This window comes from Nocardioides sp. S5 (assembly GCF_017310035.1).
Lineage (GTDB): Bacteria > Actinomycetota > Actinomycetes > Propionibacteriales > Nocardioidaceae > Nocardioides.
The window spans coordinates 3,930,851-3,945,051 of record NZ_CP022296.1; the positions used below are offsets into that span (position 1 = coordinate 3,930,851).

14 protein-coding genes are annotated in these 14,201 nt (G+C 67.5%); 8 read left to right on the plus strand and 6 right to left on the minus strand.

Features of this window, described 5'->3' with window-relative positions; genetic code table 11:
• Positions 1-142: 142 nt before the first annotated feature.
• Positions 143-1,750, plus strand: coding sequence for a recombinase family protein (locus CFI00_RS19435; protein WP_207082620.1), 1,608 nt, complete (start codon positions 143-145; stop codon positions 1,748-1,750).
• 6 nt (positions 1,751-1,756) lie between these two features.
• Here CFI00_RS19435 and CFI00_RS19440 read toward each other — a convergent pair whose 3' ends face one another.
• The 5 genes from CFI00_RS19440 to mobF form a co-directional block, all read right to left on the minus strand.
• Positions 1,757-2,443 carry a DUF6036 family nucleotidyltransferase gene (locus CFI00_RS19440; RefSeq protein ID WP_207082621.1) on the minus strand — a complete coding sequence of 229 codons (687 nt, stop codon included), beginning with the start codon at positions 2,441-2,443 and terminating at the stop codon, positions 1,757-1,759.
• Entirely contained in the window at positions 2,440-2,943 is a 504-nt protein-coding gene (locus tag CFI00_RS19445; protein ID WP_207082622.1) for a hypothetical protein, read from the minus strand. The genes CFI00_RS19440 and CFI00_RS19445 overlap by 4 nt, the downstream gene beginning before the upstream one ends.
• 55 nt (positions 2,944-2,998) lie before the next feature.
• On the minus strand, positions 2,999-3,160 hold the full coding sequence (locus CFI00_RS19450) for a hypothetical protein (RefSeq protein ID WP_207082623.1): 162 nt from the start codon (positions 3,158-3,160) through the stop codon (positions 2,999-3,001).
• A gap of 36 nt (positions 3,161-3,196) precedes the next feature.
• Positions 3,197-3,460 (minus strand): hypothetical protein, encoded by a 264-nt coding sequence (locus tag CFI00_RS19455; protein WP_207082624.1) that lies wholly within the window; start codon positions 3,458-3,460, stop codon positions 3,197-3,199.
• A gap of 372 nt (positions 3,461-3,832) precedes the next feature.
• Positions 3,833-6,541, minus strand: coding sequence for a MobF family relaxase (mobF, locus tag CFI00_RS19460; protein WP_207082625.1), 2,709 nt, complete (start codon positions 6,539-6,541; stop codon positions 3,833-3,835).
• 782 nt (positions 6,542-7,323) lie between these two features.
• Between mobF and CFI00_RS19465 the strand changes: the two genes are divergently transcribed.
• From CFI00_RS19465 to CFI00_RS19495, 7 genes are all read left to right on the plus strand, one after another.
• Entirely contained in the window at positions 7,324-7,494 is a 171-nt protein-coding gene (locus tag CFI00_RS19465) for a hypothetical protein (RefSeq protein WP_207082626.1), read from the plus strand.
• Positions 7,495-7,571: 77 nt separating this feature from the next.
• Positions 7,572-8,156 carry a hypothetical protein gene (locus tag CFI00_RS19470; RefSeq protein WP_207082627.1) on the plus strand — a complete coding sequence of 195 codons (585 nt, stop codon included), beginning with the start codon at positions 7,572-7,574 and terminating at the stop codon, positions 8,154-8,156.
• Positions 8,156-9,226, plus strand: coding sequence for a peptidoglycan-binding domain-containing protein (locus tag CFI00_RS19475; RefSeq protein ID WP_242532913.1), 1,071 nt, complete (start codon positions 8,156-8,158; stop codon positions 9,224-9,226). The genes CFI00_RS19470 and CFI00_RS19475 overlap by 1 nt, the downstream gene beginning before the upstream one ends.
• A gap of 41 nt (positions 9,227-9,267) precedes the next feature.
• Positions 9,268-9,870, plus strand: coding sequence for an ABC transporter ATP-binding protein (locus CFI00_RS19480; protein WP_207082629.1), 603 nt, complete (start codon positions 9,268-9,270; stop codon positions 9,868-9,870).
• Positions 9,871-10,031: 161 nt separating this feature from the next.
• Positions 10,032-10,988: an FtsX-like permease family protein gene (locus CFI00_RS19485; protein ID WP_207082630.1), complete on the plus strand. Its 957-nt coding sequence runs from the start codon at positions 10,032-10,034 to the stop codon at positions 10,986-10,988.
• 175 nt (positions 10,989-11,163) lie between these two features.
• Complete coding sequence (locus tag CFI00_RS19490; RefSeq protein WP_207082631.1) at positions 11,164-12,285, plus strand: ATP-dependent DNA ligase; 1,122 nt, start codon at positions 11,164-11,166, stop codon at positions 12,283-12,285.
• Complete coding sequence (locus CFI00_RS19495; protein ID WP_207082632.1) at positions 12,282-12,875, plus strand: hypothetical protein; 594 nt, start codon at positions 12,282-12,284, stop codon at positions 12,873-12,875. The genes CFI00_RS19490 and CFI00_RS19495 overlap by 4 nt, the downstream gene beginning before the upstream one ends.
• Before the next feature lie 125 nt (positions 12,876-13,000).
• Here the strand turns inward: CFI00_RS19495 and CFI00_RS19500 are convergent, their stop codons facing one another.
• Positions 13,001-14,116, minus strand: a complete 1,116-nt coding sequence (locus CFI00_RS19500; RefSeq protein WP_207082633.1) for a sulfotransferase family protein — start codon at positions 14,114-14,116, stop codon at positions 13,001-13,003.
• Positions 14,117-14,201: the final 85 nt, after the last annotated feature.

The following is a 14,201-nucleotide window of genomic DNA, read 5'->3' on the forward strand; positions in this document are numbered from 1 at the left end:
CCCCGTGATGCCACCGGTGCAGCCGATGCTCGCCAAGAGCGTCAGCGGCGTGCCGGACCCGGCCAAGCACGGCGGGCTGAGCTTCGAGCCGAAGTGGGACGGCTTCTGAGTTTTTTGTACGTAATCCGTTTATGCTCAGTCTATGAGCGCTCGACGAACCCCTGCAAGCACGACGTCGCGGCTGGGTGTGGGCTACACGCGGTACTCGACCGAGGAGCAGGGCTCGACGGCTGAGCAGCGAGCGATCAACGAGATGGTCGCGGCCGATCACGGGGTCACATTGCTGGAGACGTTCACGGACGAGGGCGTCTCCCGTACGCTCACCGACCGGCCGGGTCTTCAGGAGTTGTTCGACTATCTGGAGGCTCGCCGCGATGTGCGGTACCTGTTGGTCAACGAGCTGGAACGCATCACGGCCGGCGTGGGTCAGCGCCAGAAGATCACGTCGTTGTGCAAGCGTCTCGGGATCACGCTGGTAGCCGAGGACATCGGACTCATCGACCCGCATGACGAGGACGCGATGTACGACGCGGACGTGCGCGCGGTCAACGCCAAGGGGGAGGTGTTGAAGGTCCGGCGACGTACGCGCAGGAACCTGCGGGCCAAGGTGGTTGCCGGGTCGACGGTGGCGATGCGCCCGCCGTATGGGGTGCGGATGAAGCCGCTTGTCATCGAGGGCGTGGAGTTGCCATCCGGGATGCCGGCGTTCGTCAATGGCCGCAAGGTCCGCTCAGGCGTGCCCGAGCTGCATCCCGAGGAGTACCCGTGGTTGGTCCAGATGTTCACTTGGGCCGATGAGGGCCTGTCGGTGGAGGAGATCGCGCGTCGGCTGACGCGAGAGGGTGTGCCGACCAAGACGGGCAAGGATGCGTGGCCGCCGAACTCGATCGCCGGGATTCTGGACAACCCGTTCTACAAGGGTGAGCTGATCTGGGGACGCCAGCAGGTGCTGCGGGATGAGAACGGTAAGCCGTATCTGGAACAGCGGGGCGAAGATGACCCTGGCCGGGTGATACGCGAGTCCCCATTGGGGGCGATCGTCGACTCGGAGTTGTGGGATCGGGTCAACGCGCGGAGGCTCTCGGCGCGCGGCCAGAAGAACAGGGACAAGAAGGCCACCCCGGAGAACGTGCTGGACGGGATCGTGTTTTGCGGGCGGTGCGGGCACCGGATGTACACGCGGATCGACAACCCTCGCAGCCACAAGACCGTGCGCATCCGGTTCTATTGCCCCGGCAAGCGGCCGGGCATGATCCCGCGCGCCGGATACAGCCCCTGCGAGAAGGTCAACACGATCCTGGCCGACAACATCATCAAGGGCATCGCTTCGCAACCGATCCGCGGCGGGAAGACCGTCGAGGTGCACGTGACGCGCGGCGTCGCCGCTGACGCGGACGCGGAGAAGAAGCGCAACCGGCTCCATGCCCGGATCAGGGAGGCCGAGGCGGAGTGGGCCAATGCCAAGCGGCTCGCCCTCAAGGGGCTGCTCGATGACGATGACGTCGCGGCGGTCAAGGCCGACACGGAGGCGATCACCTCCGAGGCCCGGACCGCGCTCGAGGAGCTGGACCAGGCCGGCAGGGTCGAGGTGGTGCCGTTCACCGGGACCGTGGCCGACAGGTTCGCCGAGCTGGTCGACGGGTTAAGCGACGAGGAGGTCCCGGCCGAGCTTCGGAAGGCACTGCTACGCGACTTCGGCATCACCCGCATCTACATCGACAACCCACGCGTTCGAGTCGAGCTGCTGTAGGGGGTGTCAGAAGCCGATGCTGGGTGGCTCGGGCGGACTGAGGCGAGCGCGGCCACTGCCCGGGGCTTGCCTCTGCTCGTCCTCGATGGCGCGACGCAGTCGCACAGCGCCAGTCTCCGGCGTCTCGGCCTCAACTTCAGCGCCGTGCATCGATGCCCGCGCGGCGGCCCGGTGGGCGACGTCTTCGGCGACGTAGTAGTGGCGTGGAAGCAGTTGCCCTGGCGGATAGGTGTGGCTCAGCAGGTCGACTGCCTCCTGTGCCGTGGTGTAGTCGAGTCGGTTGAACAGGGTCGCGGCATCGTCAAGGTCTCGCTCGTCGCGGGAGGCATGGAGTTTCATCGCCAGCAGATACGCTGGCGAGGCGACCTGCACCAGCAGCGACTCGGACTCGAACACGGTTTGCGGGTGCTCGTCGGGGCCTGGGAGGAAGCCCTTGGCGGCGTCGTTGAGCCAATCCGGCTCCAGGCCGTGGACGACGCCGATCTCTCCAGCAGCGACCCGCACCTCCGGCGCAGGGACAAAGAGGGCATCCACGTCGCGGGTGAGACGGTCCTGGTCGTAGGCCAGTGCCATGGCCGCCCCGCCCACGACGAAGAGCTGTGCTTGCACGCCACCGGCCGCCAGGCGCTCCGACAGTTCGTGGAGCAGGCCAAGGACTTGCTCTGCGTCGAGTTGTCGCGCCGCGCTGCTCATGCCCGGTTCAGAGACCGTGCGGTGATGAAGATGCCGCGCTGCGCGAAGGCGCGGGGACTGTCGCGCTTGGCCTCGGCTCTCCAGGTGTCCGGCACGGCGGGGTACCAGCCGTCGGCACGCCGGGCCGGATCAAGCGCCCAACCAGGCACGAGCCAACCGTCACGCTCGGCCAGGTGGTCTGCCAGGGCAGCGAAGGCGGCGTCGATCTCGTCCGATCCGGTTGGCGCGGGGACGGCGGTGAAGACCAGTGCGGCGAGGGCAGCGCCGCCTCGACGCAGGGTTGAGGTGTAGTCGTCGAGGGTCTGGAGGACGCCGAAGCGCCAGCGCGCGTCCAGCGACTCGCCAGCAGCCAACAACTCGGCGCAGCGCAGCGCGTTGTCAGCGGCGGTGTGCCGGACCCCGACATGACGGGCCGGCTCGTGGGCCGGCTCGTGGGCCGGCTCGGCCTGAGCGCGCTCGAGTAGCGCTCCGATGGAGAGCACCTCGCCTCGGAAGACCACGACCCACCTCCTTTCCGTTTCCCATTGTCTCAGACACGGCCGAGACGAGCAGCGGTCAAGCGACCTTGGAGTCCCCGTTGTCGACGTCGACGACCCAGGCGGCGACGTCGAGCTGCTGGAGCGGCAGGCCTGCTCTCAACGCCTCGCGCTTCGCCTTGAACACCGCGAGCGCACGGATGGCTCGGGCGTCCTGTTCGGCGGTGAGGGTCGTCAACATGGCGGTCTCGATCAGCGACGCTGGTTCATGGCTGTGTTACTCATCTCCAGACTCGCGCCGGCGGCCGGCTGCGAGGAAGCGGCGTAGCTCGGCGACGGTGGTGTAGAGGCGGCCGTTGCCGTTGATGCGCCACCAGCGGGGTCCGGTGCCTCGTCGTTTCCAGTCGCGTGCGGTGCGTTGCGGGGTGCGGACGAAGGTGCAGAACTCCTCGAAGTAGAGGACGTCGTTGTCGTCCCATTCGGGCGGGATGTGGATCGGGCTCATCGAGATGACCTCCTTGGCCAACCAGGTGCGCAGCATTGGCCGAAGAGTGACGCCGGGGCGTACCCCCAGACGTCCTCCTGAAGGGGGTCCCCGCAGGGGGTACGCAGGGGGTGCGCTCCCGCGGCTCTCGCGTTTTCGCAGGTCAGACAGCGTCCCCCCAAAAGTCGTCCACATCGTGGGACGAGGGTTGAAGGGGATACGTCCCCCCGAATTTCGGGTCGGGGGGAGCGCCGACGGGAACGCTGTTTGACGACTGGCATCGGGTAGGTTCCTTCTCGGCGTCCGTGGAGCCCGGCTCGTCCGGTCCTCGTATCAGTGACAGCAACCGGCAATCGCCCGGATCGGACACCTGACGCCCGAGGAATCTCGTGGCCACCGACGTCGCGAGCGTGATGGCGACCGGTGTTGTCAGAACCCGATGCCGTGCCCGGGGCCAGGGGTGGGAGCACCGACGGGCGGGGGTTCGGGTGGGCGGGGCCGTCGTGGTGGCTGCTGGAGTGCTCCTGCCTGCAGCGAGGTGCCGCGCCCTGGGGCACGCGCGGGGGCACGGGGTCCGTAACGCTCGATGTCCTCGGCCGCGGTCTGGGCGGCGTGGGCCGGGCCGAGGTCGGCGCGGTCGCGGCTGAAGACCTCGACCCATTGCTTGCGGGCCGAGTCGAAGTCCTTGGCGACCAGATGCGCGGTGTTGGTGCTCCGGCCGCGGGTCATGGCGACGTAGGTCGCCGCTGCGCCGGTGGTTTCGCCGAAGACGAAGTGCGCGTGGTCGACGGTCTCGCCTTGGGCGCCGTGGACGGTGGTGGCGTAGGCCAGTTCGACGTGATCGCGGACGTAGTCGGCGGGCAGGAGTCGTTGCCCGACCCGCCCGGCCACCAGCAGGCTGCCGTCCTCGCCGATGCGGGCCACGGTCCAGGTCTCGCGGTTCGCGACCCCGAGGTGGCGGTCGTTGCGACGCGTCGCGACTCGGTCCCCGAGCCCGATCCGCTCACCAGCACGCGTGACCGGCTCAGCAAACCGCTCACCAGCCCGCTCACCAGCGCTTGCGCCAGTGGCGTGGTGGTCGCGAACGACGGCGTTGAGCGCAGCGACCTGGTCGCGGGTGTCGGCGATGACGAGACCGTTGGCGCTCGCGAGGGCGGCCGTGCGTTCGACCTCGGTGGGATGGAGGACGATCTGTCCCCGTTCGACGAGCCGGTCGAACACCTCACCACTTTGCTCACCGACGCGCATGAGAAGGCTGAGCCCGGCGTAGACGGGGTCGGTGAACCGGTGCACAGCAGCGAGCTCGAGCCGGGCTTGTTCGGGTGCCCAGCGGGCGGCGAGGTCGAGTACTCCTCCACGTCCCACGGCCGGGAGCTGGTGGCGGTCGCCGAGGAACACCACCTCGGCACCGGCGTGGTCGGCGATCGCGAGGAGTGCGCGGGCCGTGTCCTGGTCGAGCATCCCGGCCTCGTCGACGAGGAGTACGTCACCGGGCAGTAGTCGGGCTTCGGCGGGGATCTGCTGCCGTGGGGTGGGGTGGCAGGTCCAGCGGCCGTCCTCGTCCCATAGGTAGCCGTGCTGGTGGGCCAGCCAGGCTGCGGAGAACGCGTCAGTCCCGACCTGCCGCCGGGCGGTCTGCGCGGCCTTGAGGGTTGGGGTGACCACGACCAGCCGCCGGTCTTGGGCATCGAGTGCGGCACGGGCTGCGGCGAGGGTGGTGGTCTTACCGGTCCCGGCGGCGCCCTCGATCACGAGGAGGCCGGCGTGCCCGGCCAGCGCAGCAACGGCACGGCGCTGGTCGGCGTCGAGCCGGTCGACGAGGCGGTTGGGGATCCGGGCCCGCCGAGCTGGCGTCACGGGTTGCTCGGCCCGGATCGCGAGGCGATGGTTGAGGTCGGCCTCAACCTGGAGCACCCTCTCGGAGGTGAGCGCGCGGATGTGATCAGGGACATCGCCCCGGGCCAGAAGGGGACGACAGAGCTCGACGGCGCGGGCAGTGATGTCCTCGGTCATCTCGGTGCGTGCCGCGCGCTCGGCGACGATCCCCATCGAGGCGATCAGCTTCTCGGTCTCGCCGCGGATGTCGGCGGCGTTCCACGCCGACCGCTTCGCCCCGAGCCGGGACAAGATCACCTCGACCGCGACATCGCGATCGATGGCGCCGATCGGAGTCGACCGAACACCCGCCACCTGACAAGGCTGGCGGAAGCCGAGGTCGTGCAGCTCCTCGTTCCACCGCGCGACCAGCTCGGCACCCGAGGCGGGTACGACCTTGTCGGGTCGGGAGTCGGCCCACGCGCGGCGGTCCCACGATCGGCGCAGTTTCGGCCCAGGCTCCTGGCCGGGATGGGCGGCGCGCCATTCGGCTTCGTAGCGGTCGACGTTGCGAGCGATCTGGGTCGCGCGCTCGCTGAAGGGTCCCGCGAACGGGCCCAGTTCGCGGATGTCACCGGCGTCGTCGAGGGTGTAACCACGAGCCGCTAGCGCTGCCCGGAACTCAGGGTCGCACATGATCGCGGCGTGACCGATGCCATTGATGGCCTCGATTGAGTCCCTGACTCCGACCGAGTGCAGGCCGCGCCAGGCACCGGCGGCGAAGACGCGGGCGTTGATCTGGAGATGCAGGTGGCGGTGCGGGTCACCGGCACGGGAGGTGTAGTGCCGGACAACGGCGGCTTCGATCTTCTCCACCGGGACTTGGGCCTGCCGGCCCCGCGGACCCACGCGCGTGGTCGCGTGCGCTGCGACCCAGCCGATGATCTCGCTCGCCGCGCGGGACTGGGCGGCGTCGTACCACTCCGCGATATCGGGATGTAGTGCGGCCGCCAATGACCATGTCTTGGGCCCGTTCACGACGACCTCGACGAACCGCAGAGCATGCTCGTCATCTCGCAGCCGACCCTTCGCCGAACCCGTGGTCACGTCGTAGCCAGCGACCCAGCGCTCATAGCCGTCGCCTTCGAGGTCCGGGCGACGCTCCAACCTCACCGTGTCGTCGCCGCCGACCGTCCCCATATGGTGCTCGGCCAGGCCGGAACCCTCAGCGAGGTAGTAGTCATCGGCACGAGAGTGGTCAGCCTCCAGGTAAGACCGGGCAGCGGCGGCCGAGCCGCGGTAGAACTTCACTCCGCCGTGCATGATGGCCTCGTCACCGCCCGTCACTGTTCGTCAACGTCCCCTGAAACGACGCTCGGCCCGCCCAAGCGGGCGGACCGATCTACGAACCTTCGTAGCATGCGTGCCGCTCGGTTTTGAAGGTCTTCGACAGCGTTCAGGGAGAGCGGATCTGGGACTCGTCACTCGTCGTCATCGCGTGATCGTGACCTGGAGATGGTGCAGTGAAGCGGATCCGGACCGAAGACGTCGGGCTGTCAGAGGGTTTCTACTCGGCTGCGGACTGCTTCACGTCGAGCCTGTTCAGCTCGATCAGGTGTCACTGCACGGTCTTGGCGCTGACTGGGATACCTGTCGTATCCCGGGTCGCGGCGTTGCTGCTCAGGATCATGAAGGAACCGTTCTGTTCGGTCCCGCCCCCAGGGGCGCCGTCGACACGTGCACCGTCAACGGGAGAAGGCGGGAGATCGCAAGTCCGCGGTTGAACGGTTCAAGCCGCAGGCGATGCGGACTCTCGGTCATAGCTTCTCCGTGCCATCGAGCAGCGAGGCTGCGGCACCTGCGACGAGGGATTCCGACACGCCGAGAATCTCACTCTGATCGGATAGGCGACGCGTCGCTGCGACCCACGACCACGCGCCGTGGGCTGCCCAACTTGGCCGAAGCGCCGGCCGATGGACTAGTCCACTCATTTTGGTAAGGACGATCCTGACGGCAATCGTTGACTGCGTGGCAACTTGACTTCTAGTGTCCTCTCAAGCTAGGACGGCATCGGGCCGGACGAAGCTCAACACTTGGGGGTTCAAATGAACGTCAAGCCGCCCGCCGAGGGCGATCGGTACATCGGAACCTTTAGCGCCCTGACGACCAAGACCACCTTCGAGTCGTACCCCAACGACGGCAAGTGGGACGTGCTGTCGAGCGAAGGAATCGACTACAACGCGACGTTCGCCGCGTGCACCCAGCTGCCGTGGTGAAGCTGATCGACAATCGCACGCGAAGCACACATTCTGGCGCACACTAGATGCGACTTCTCGGTTGTCTCGGTCTACTCGTGATCGTCGCCATCACTGGTGGTTGCACCAGTGATGGCGACGACGCTGATCGTGCGTTGACAGTTGACTCCTCAGTGAGCGACCCGCCCGCAGAGCCCGGGTCTTCCTCGACGGAGAGTTCCAACGGAGAGTCCTCGGAACGGCTCTTGGATCAGAATGCATTCGCCCGTCGGCTCAAGCAATGCTTGCGAGATCGCGGTTGGGACGCCGAGACTTTCGATGCGGGCGGTGGCCAAATAGGTGTCCAGCCAGCGAGTCAGATTCCCAAGAGCCAGCTCGGCGGGTGGTCGCAAGACATGCGCAGCTGCGCTACGAAGAGTGATCCACTCCCTCCGGTTGCGGCGCCCAACGAGTCACAGGTTGCAGCCTTCTACTCCTTCCTCCTCGATCAGCGCACGTGTCTGGTCGACGAAGGCGAGTCCATCTCCGAGCCTCCGTCCGAGGACACGTTCGTGGAATCTTTCGCATCAGGCGAGTACTGGACTCCGTGGAGCGACGTCGACCTCGATCAGGCCCCGGAAAGGATCGCCGAGCTGGAACAGGCATGTCCCCAGGAGCCCCCTGCTGGCATCCTGTTCGAGTGATGCGGGGCTATCGACGTCTGATCCCATCCGCGCGCCTTCTTGCCATGGCCCTTGTCGTGGTTGGGGTCGGTGCAGTCGGATTCTGGGCGGGACGCGCCACGCTAGCGACCCCGGAGATCGACACTCCAACGAGCGCCCCGCCGGTCTACTCGGTGACGCAAGGGACACTAAGCCGGCAGCTCTCGTTCGTGGCATCTGCCGGGTGGGAACGGAACCTTGCTGGGCGCGGCGGGACGCAAGGTGTCGTCACACAGATACTGGTTCGGGGCGACAATCCTGTTGCTGAAGGTGCACGCCTGTTCGACGTGAACGAGCGCCCCGTATTCGTCGCCCAAGGCCGGATCCCTCTCTACGCTGATCTGGACGCGGGCTCGAACGGCCAGGTCGTCGCCCAACTGCAAGCGTTCTTGAACCGGCAAGGCTTCTACGGCCTGACGCCGTCAGGCTCATTCGACTCCGCCACTCGGGCAGCCGTCCTTGCGTGGCAGCGCGACGTCGGCGTAACGGCGGACGGTCGAGTGCAGCAGGGAGACCTGATCTTCGTCCCAGGTCCGCTGCCAGCCCGGGTCGTCGTCGACCCGGAAGTCCGGGTTGGAACTGAAGTTTCGACGAACGGGGTCACGGTTCAGTATCTGTCTTCGGCGCCACAGTTCGACGTGAAATTGGCAGAAGCGCAGAGGGACCTCGTCCCGCTCGACGCGAAAGTCCGTGTCAAAGCTGATGGACACGTGTGGCGAGGCAAAGTCGCATCCGCTGAGCAGATAGGGGATGGACAACTGGTGCTGCACCTGTCAGGGCGCGGTGGGGCGCCGATCTGTGCACCAAACTGCGACGCAGTGGATACGACCGGCATCAGCCAGTTTCCAGTCCAGCTTGTCGTCGTCCCCCACACGCGCGGCCCGATCGTGCCCGCTGCTGCGTTGCGAACAGATTCAAGCGGCGGAACGTTCGTCGTAACCGAAGTAGGAAATCAGGTCCCAGTCGCGGTACAGGCAACCGACGGAGGATGGAGTGTCGTCACGGGCCTGGACGTCGGCGCTCGGGTCCTGCTATTCGGCGGCGACGCGTGAGCGTTTCGGTAGTAGGACTGTCGTACGCGTACAAGCCAAGCATGCCGCCGGTCCTGCGTGACGTGAACCACGAGTTCAGATCCGGTCATCTGACCGCGATCACGGGACCGTCCGGATGCGGCAAGTCGACGTTGCTTTACGTTCTCGGATTGATGCTGCGACCGACGTCTGGAGTTGTCATGATCGACCACGAGGAGGTCTCAGCACTTCCCGATGTGCAGCGCTCAAGGATCCGCGGTGGTCGAATTGGGTTCGTCTTCCAAGATGCGGTACTCGACCCATCACGTAGCGTCATGGCGAACGTGCTCGAGGGCGCATTGTTCTCGCCGACTGCAGCGTCGAGCGAAGATGCACTGAAGTTGCTCGCCGAGTTCGGAGTCGATCGTCGTGCGACTCACAGGCCAGGCGAGATCTCCGGCGGTCAGGCGCAGCGAGTTGCCCTATGTCGCGCGCTGGTCAAGCGCCCCGGGATCGTGCTGGCCGACGAGCCAACAGGCAACCTGGACAGAGCCTCAAGCGAAGTCGTCTGGAACGCGCTGCAGAACTCGGCTAGACGTCTACAAGCCACGGTGATTGTCGCCACTCATGATGAAGCGCTGGCAGCAAGGGCGGATGAGGTACTGCGGCTGAAGGTTGCGACGTGAACAGTTCGCAAACGCAACCTCCCGCTCGTCGTCTTATCCTCGCTGGGCTTCGAACCGCTGTCGCCCAGCCCGTCGCATCCGTAGTCTCGATCCTGTTGTCCCTTGGCGTCTGCGTAGCGGTGCTAGCCACCACCGGTCAGGCGTCCGCATCGGAGGATCGGGTGCTGGGCCAGTTGGACCGCATCGAATCCAGAACGGTGATATTCACGGACACGACGGGCAAGGCCGGTCTGACGGCACCTCGCCTTGATGCGGTCGAGAAGACCGGACTTGTTGAATGGACCGCGGCTTTCGGGCCAACTTCTGATGTACGGAACGCTCGACTGGGGGCGGCAGGGAAGTTGGTCCCGTCCCGCGCATCCTACTCCGCGCTTCCCCCAGTGCTCCGTCTGGTCGCCGGACGGTCACCAAGAGAGGGCGAGGCTCTTGTGGGAGTTGGTGCCGCCGATGATCTGGGGCTCTCGGATGGCGCGGGAGCCCTCCTCACAGAGGAAGGTCGCCTGATCTCCGTTGTCGGCGTTTTCGACGCGGTGGCACCGCTGGCATCCCTCAATGACTCTGCGCTTGTCTCAGCTCGCGCCGGAAGGCAAGCACCCGTTCGCACCTTGGTGGCCGTGGTCAACCACGTAACCGATGTCGGTACCGCGAGCAGGGTCGTGCCCGGCGTGCTGACAGTTACCACCCCACGTGAGCTCACTGTCCATGGCCCCGATGCGCTCGCCGACATACGGAAGGTGATCGCGGGCGAACTCGGCGGGAACGCTCGACGTCTGATGTTGCTAACCCTCGCACTCGGCATGGTGTTGACGAGCGTGACGCAGTTCGGGGCGGTTGCCAGCCGTCGTCGAGATTATGGTCGTCAGCGTGCGCTAGGCGCCAGTAGGGGCGACCTTGCCACCGTGGTCTTCGCCCAAGTCATCGTATGCAGCGGAACAGGTGCGGCGCTCGGAGTGGGCTTCGGATACCTGACCGTCCATCTTCTTGATGGCTCGAACCCGCCCCTAGGTTTCTCGATCGGCGTTGCGATACTCGTTGTGTTGTCGGCAATAGTGGCTGCGGTCGTACCTGCTGCCGCCGCTATGCGAGCAGACCCGGTTCGGATCCTCCGGGTGCCGTAGTCAGTCGCGTGCGCGGGAGGCGGCCCTTGCGACGAGGCTGTTGTCTTGGCCGACGATCTGGGGCTGGGCACTCATCCCGCGTACGCAACTGGCAGACGCTCTGGAGCAGACCCCCGGCGTCCTTGAATATTGCTTCGCCTTCCGCGCGGTTCCTTGGCCTCATACTGTGGCCCTCATGGACCTCCCAGTGATGCCGCCGATCCAGCCAATGCTGGCCAAGTCGGTCACCTTGGAGAACATGCTCTCGATGGTTCGATACGTACAAATAGAACCCAAGTGGGACGGGTTCCGCTGCCTGGTCTTCAAGGACGGCGACGAGGTCGAGCTCGCCAGCCGCAACACCAAGCCGCTGACGCGCTACTTCCCCGAGGTCGTCGCGGCCTGCCGCGAGCAGCTGCCCGACCGCATCGTGCTCGACGGGGAGATCTTCGTCGGGTTGCAGGGGCCTGACGGGTGGCGCCTGGAGTTCGAGACGCTGCAGGAGCGGATCCACCCCGCGACGAGCCGCGTCGACAGGCTGGCCGCAGAGACGCCGGCCGGCTTCGTCGCCTTCGACCTCCTGGCGCTCGGGGACGAGTCCTTCGTCGAGCGGCCCTTCGCGGAGCGGCGTACGGCCCTGGTCGAGGCGCTCGGCCACCTCGACGGCACCGGCCCGTGCTTCCTGACCCGCACCACCGAGGACCCGGCCGAGGCCGAGCGGTGGTTCGAGGAGTTCGAGGGCGCCGGGCTCGACGGCGTCGTCGCCAAGCCGCTCGGCGCGGCCTACGAGCCCAACAAGCGCACCATGCTCAAGATCAAGCACGAGCGCACCGCCGACGTGGTGCTCGCCGGCTACCGCGAGCACAAGACGTCGACCCCCGAGCAGCCGTTGATCGGCTCGCTGCTGCTCGGCCTCTACGACGACAGCGGCGAGCTCCAGCACATCGGCGTCTCCGCCAGCTTCACCGCCGCGCGGCGTGCCGAGCTGTGGCAGGAGCTCCAGCCGCTGGTGTGCGACATCGCCGACCACCCGTGGGGACGCTGGCAGGAGTTCCTCACCGCCAGCCCCGACCGCGTCCCGGGCACCCAGAGCCGCTGGAGTGCCGGCAAGGACCTCGGGTTCACCGCGCTGCGACCCGAGCGGGTGCTGGAGGTGAAGTACGACCACATGGAGGGTCGGCGCTTCCGCCACACCGCGCACTTCAAACGCTGGCGCACCGACCGCGACCCCGAGACCTGCGGCTACGGTCAGCTCGACGAGCCGGCCGGCTACGACCTCACCCGCATCCTCAGCACCGACCACGGAGGCACCCGATGAGCGAGCACACCACCCCCGAACGACCGGGCGGCGAGTCCATCCACGACGGGCAGGGCACCTACGACGTGGTGCTGCTCGTCGAGCAGGCCCTCACCGCGGCGGACGCCGAGCAGGTGCGCTCGTTGCACGCCGAGATCGAGGACCCGGTCGTCTACCACGTCCTGATCCCTCTCGAGGACGCCGCGGCGCGGGTCGAGGCCTCTCTCGGCACGCTCGGCGCCGGCGACCTGATGGCCGCCCCCGCGCTCGCGATGAGCGACGTCGACATCGAGGCGCTGCGCCGCGAGTGCGAGGAGAGCTCGACCGCCGAGCTGCGCCAGACCCTCGCCGCGATGGCCGCCGCCGGCGGCACCGCGCACGGCAAGGTCACCTCCGAGCCGCCCGTCGATGCGCTCGCCGCGATGGTCACGGCGGTCGACGCCCGCGAGGCGATCATCCTCACCCGGCCCCACGTGGTCGCCGAGTTCTTCCACGTCGACTGGACCTCGCGCGCGCGGCGCAAGCTCGGCGTACCGGTCCTGCACCTCATCGAGCACGAGAACTTCGACGAGCAGTCCTCCGGCTCGGGCGAGGGCGTCACCGGGGTGTAGGCGCCGGAGAGGGGCACCAGGGCCACGGCTGCGAGGTTGTCAGGCTCTCCCCTACGTTGTCGGGCCGTGCAGAGGCCGACAACCTGAGGGATCCCCGGTCAGCCGGGGATCCCGAGAGCACACCCTCAGCGCCGCGTCACACGACGTACGACGGCCCGGCGCAGGATCGCCGCCGCCTCGCGCCCGCCGACGGCGGGGGCCTCGGCCGTGCCGCCCCGGCGCGCGGCGTCGAGGTCGCGGCGCAGCTGCTGCAGGGTCGCGCGCTGGGCGTCGCGGGCCTCGCGCGCGGCGAGCGTCGACTCGGCACGCGTGTGGTCGAAGGTGAGCGCGACGGCCTCGGCGTAGCGGGCGTCGTAGTCCTCGTGGACCCGGTCGAGCGCGCGCATCGTGTCGGTGTCGTGGGGGTCCTGGGTGAGCACGCCGAGCAGCTCCCAGACACCCTCGGCCATCTCGCGCAGCCAGTCGGGGGTGCGGACGTCGTCCCAGGTGAGCTGCGACTTGCGCATCGAGGGCTCGATGAAGTCGTCCACCGGGTGGTGCTCGCGCTCGGAGGGAGGTGCGGCGAGGTCGGTGTTGAAGGCCAGGTCGAGCTGCTGCTGCACAGGGGTGAGCGCGGAGCGCCAGTCGGCGAGCAGGTCGGTGTAGCGGACGAAGGAGCGCCTCGAGCCGCGGCCGGCCTGCTCGGTGAGCAGCGCGGCGTGCACCCAGCCGGCGACGTTGGACGTCTCCTTGGTGAGCCGCAGGTCGTCGGACTGGCTGGAGAGGTAGGCGATGTCGCGCGAGCCGACCACCTCGGCGGGGTGACGCAGCGCGGTGAGCCAGCGCAGGTCGACGTCGAGCTCGGCGGTGACCTGCTCCCAGACCTGGGCGAACCAGAAGGCGTGCGGGTCCTTGACCACGACCTGGTCCGCCTCCAGCTGTCCCGACAGCCACTCGTGGAGCTCCGCGGTGGGCACGCCCGACTCGACGTGACGGGCCACGAGGTCGACGGCCGCGGGACGGCTGTCGATGTTGAAGAGCGCGAGCTCCTTGAGGTGGCGCTTGTGGAAGTCGATGACCCACTGCGGCTCGTAGAACCCGCGCGGGTTGGTCTCCGACGCCTCCACCTCGGGCTGAGGCACGTGCAGGCCGAGCCGCTTCAGCGCACCAGCCAGGGAGCTGGTGCCACTGCGGCCGGAACCGGAGACCAGGACCAGCGGGGTGCCCGGCTTCTCGTCTGGCTGGGCGGGGGACGTCGGCATGCGGGTCACCCTATCCGTGACGCTCGCGTCTCCTAGGATCGTCCCGACCCGCCCTGCGACACCTCCACCGGACAGGACCGACGAC

What these genes read in the sequence shown, in the direction of transcription:
- CFI00_RS19435 (WP_207082620.1), top strand. Translation starts at nt 143, where the DNA reads ATGAGCGCTCGACGAACCCCTGCAAGCACGACGTCGCGGCTGGGTGTG.
- CFI00_RS19440 (WP_207082621.1), bottom strand. Translation starts at nt 2,443, where the DNA reads ATGAGCAGCGCGGCGCGACAACTCGACGCAGAGCAAGTCCTTGGCCTG.
- CFI00_RS19450 (WP_207082623.1), bottom strand. Translation starts at nt 3,160, where the DNA reads ATGTTGACGACCCTCACCGCCGAACAGGACGCCCGAGCCATCCGTGCG.
- CFI00_RS19455 (WP_207082624.1), bottom strand. Translation starts at nt 3,460, where the DNA reads ATGCTGCGCACCTGGTTGGCCAAGGAGGTCATCTCGATGAGCCCGATC.
- mobF (WP_207082625.1), bottom strand. Translation starts at nt 6,541, where the DNA reads ATGCACGGCGGAGTGAAGTTCTACCGCGGCTCGGCCGCCGCTGCCCGG.
- CFI00_RS19465 (WP_207082626.1), top strand. Translation starts at nt 7,324, where the DNA reads ATGAACGTCAAGCCGCCCGCCGAGGGCGATCGGTACATCGGAACCTTT.
- CFI00_RS19475 (WP_242532913.1), top strand. Translation starts at nt 8,156, where the DNA reads ATGCGGGGCTATCGACGTCTGATCCCATCCGCGCGCCTTCTTGCCATG.
- CFI00_RS19480 (WP_207082629.1), top strand. Translation starts at nt 9,268, where the DNA reads ATGCCGCCGGTCCTGCGTGACGTGAACCACGAGTTCAGATCCGGTCAT.
- CFI00_RS19490 (WP_207082631.1), top strand. Translation starts at nt 11,164, where the DNA reads ATGGACCTCCCAGTGATGCCGCCGATCCAGCCAATGCTGGCCAAGTCG.
- CFI00_RS19495 (WP_207082632.1), top strand. Translation starts at nt 12,282, where the DNA reads ATGAGCGAGCACACCACCCCCGAACGACCGGGCGGCGAGTCCATCCAC.
- CFI00_RS19500 (WP_207082633.1), bottom strand. Translation starts at nt 14,116, where the DNA reads ATGCCGACGTCCCCCGCCCAGCCAGACGAGAAGCCGGGCACCCCGCTG.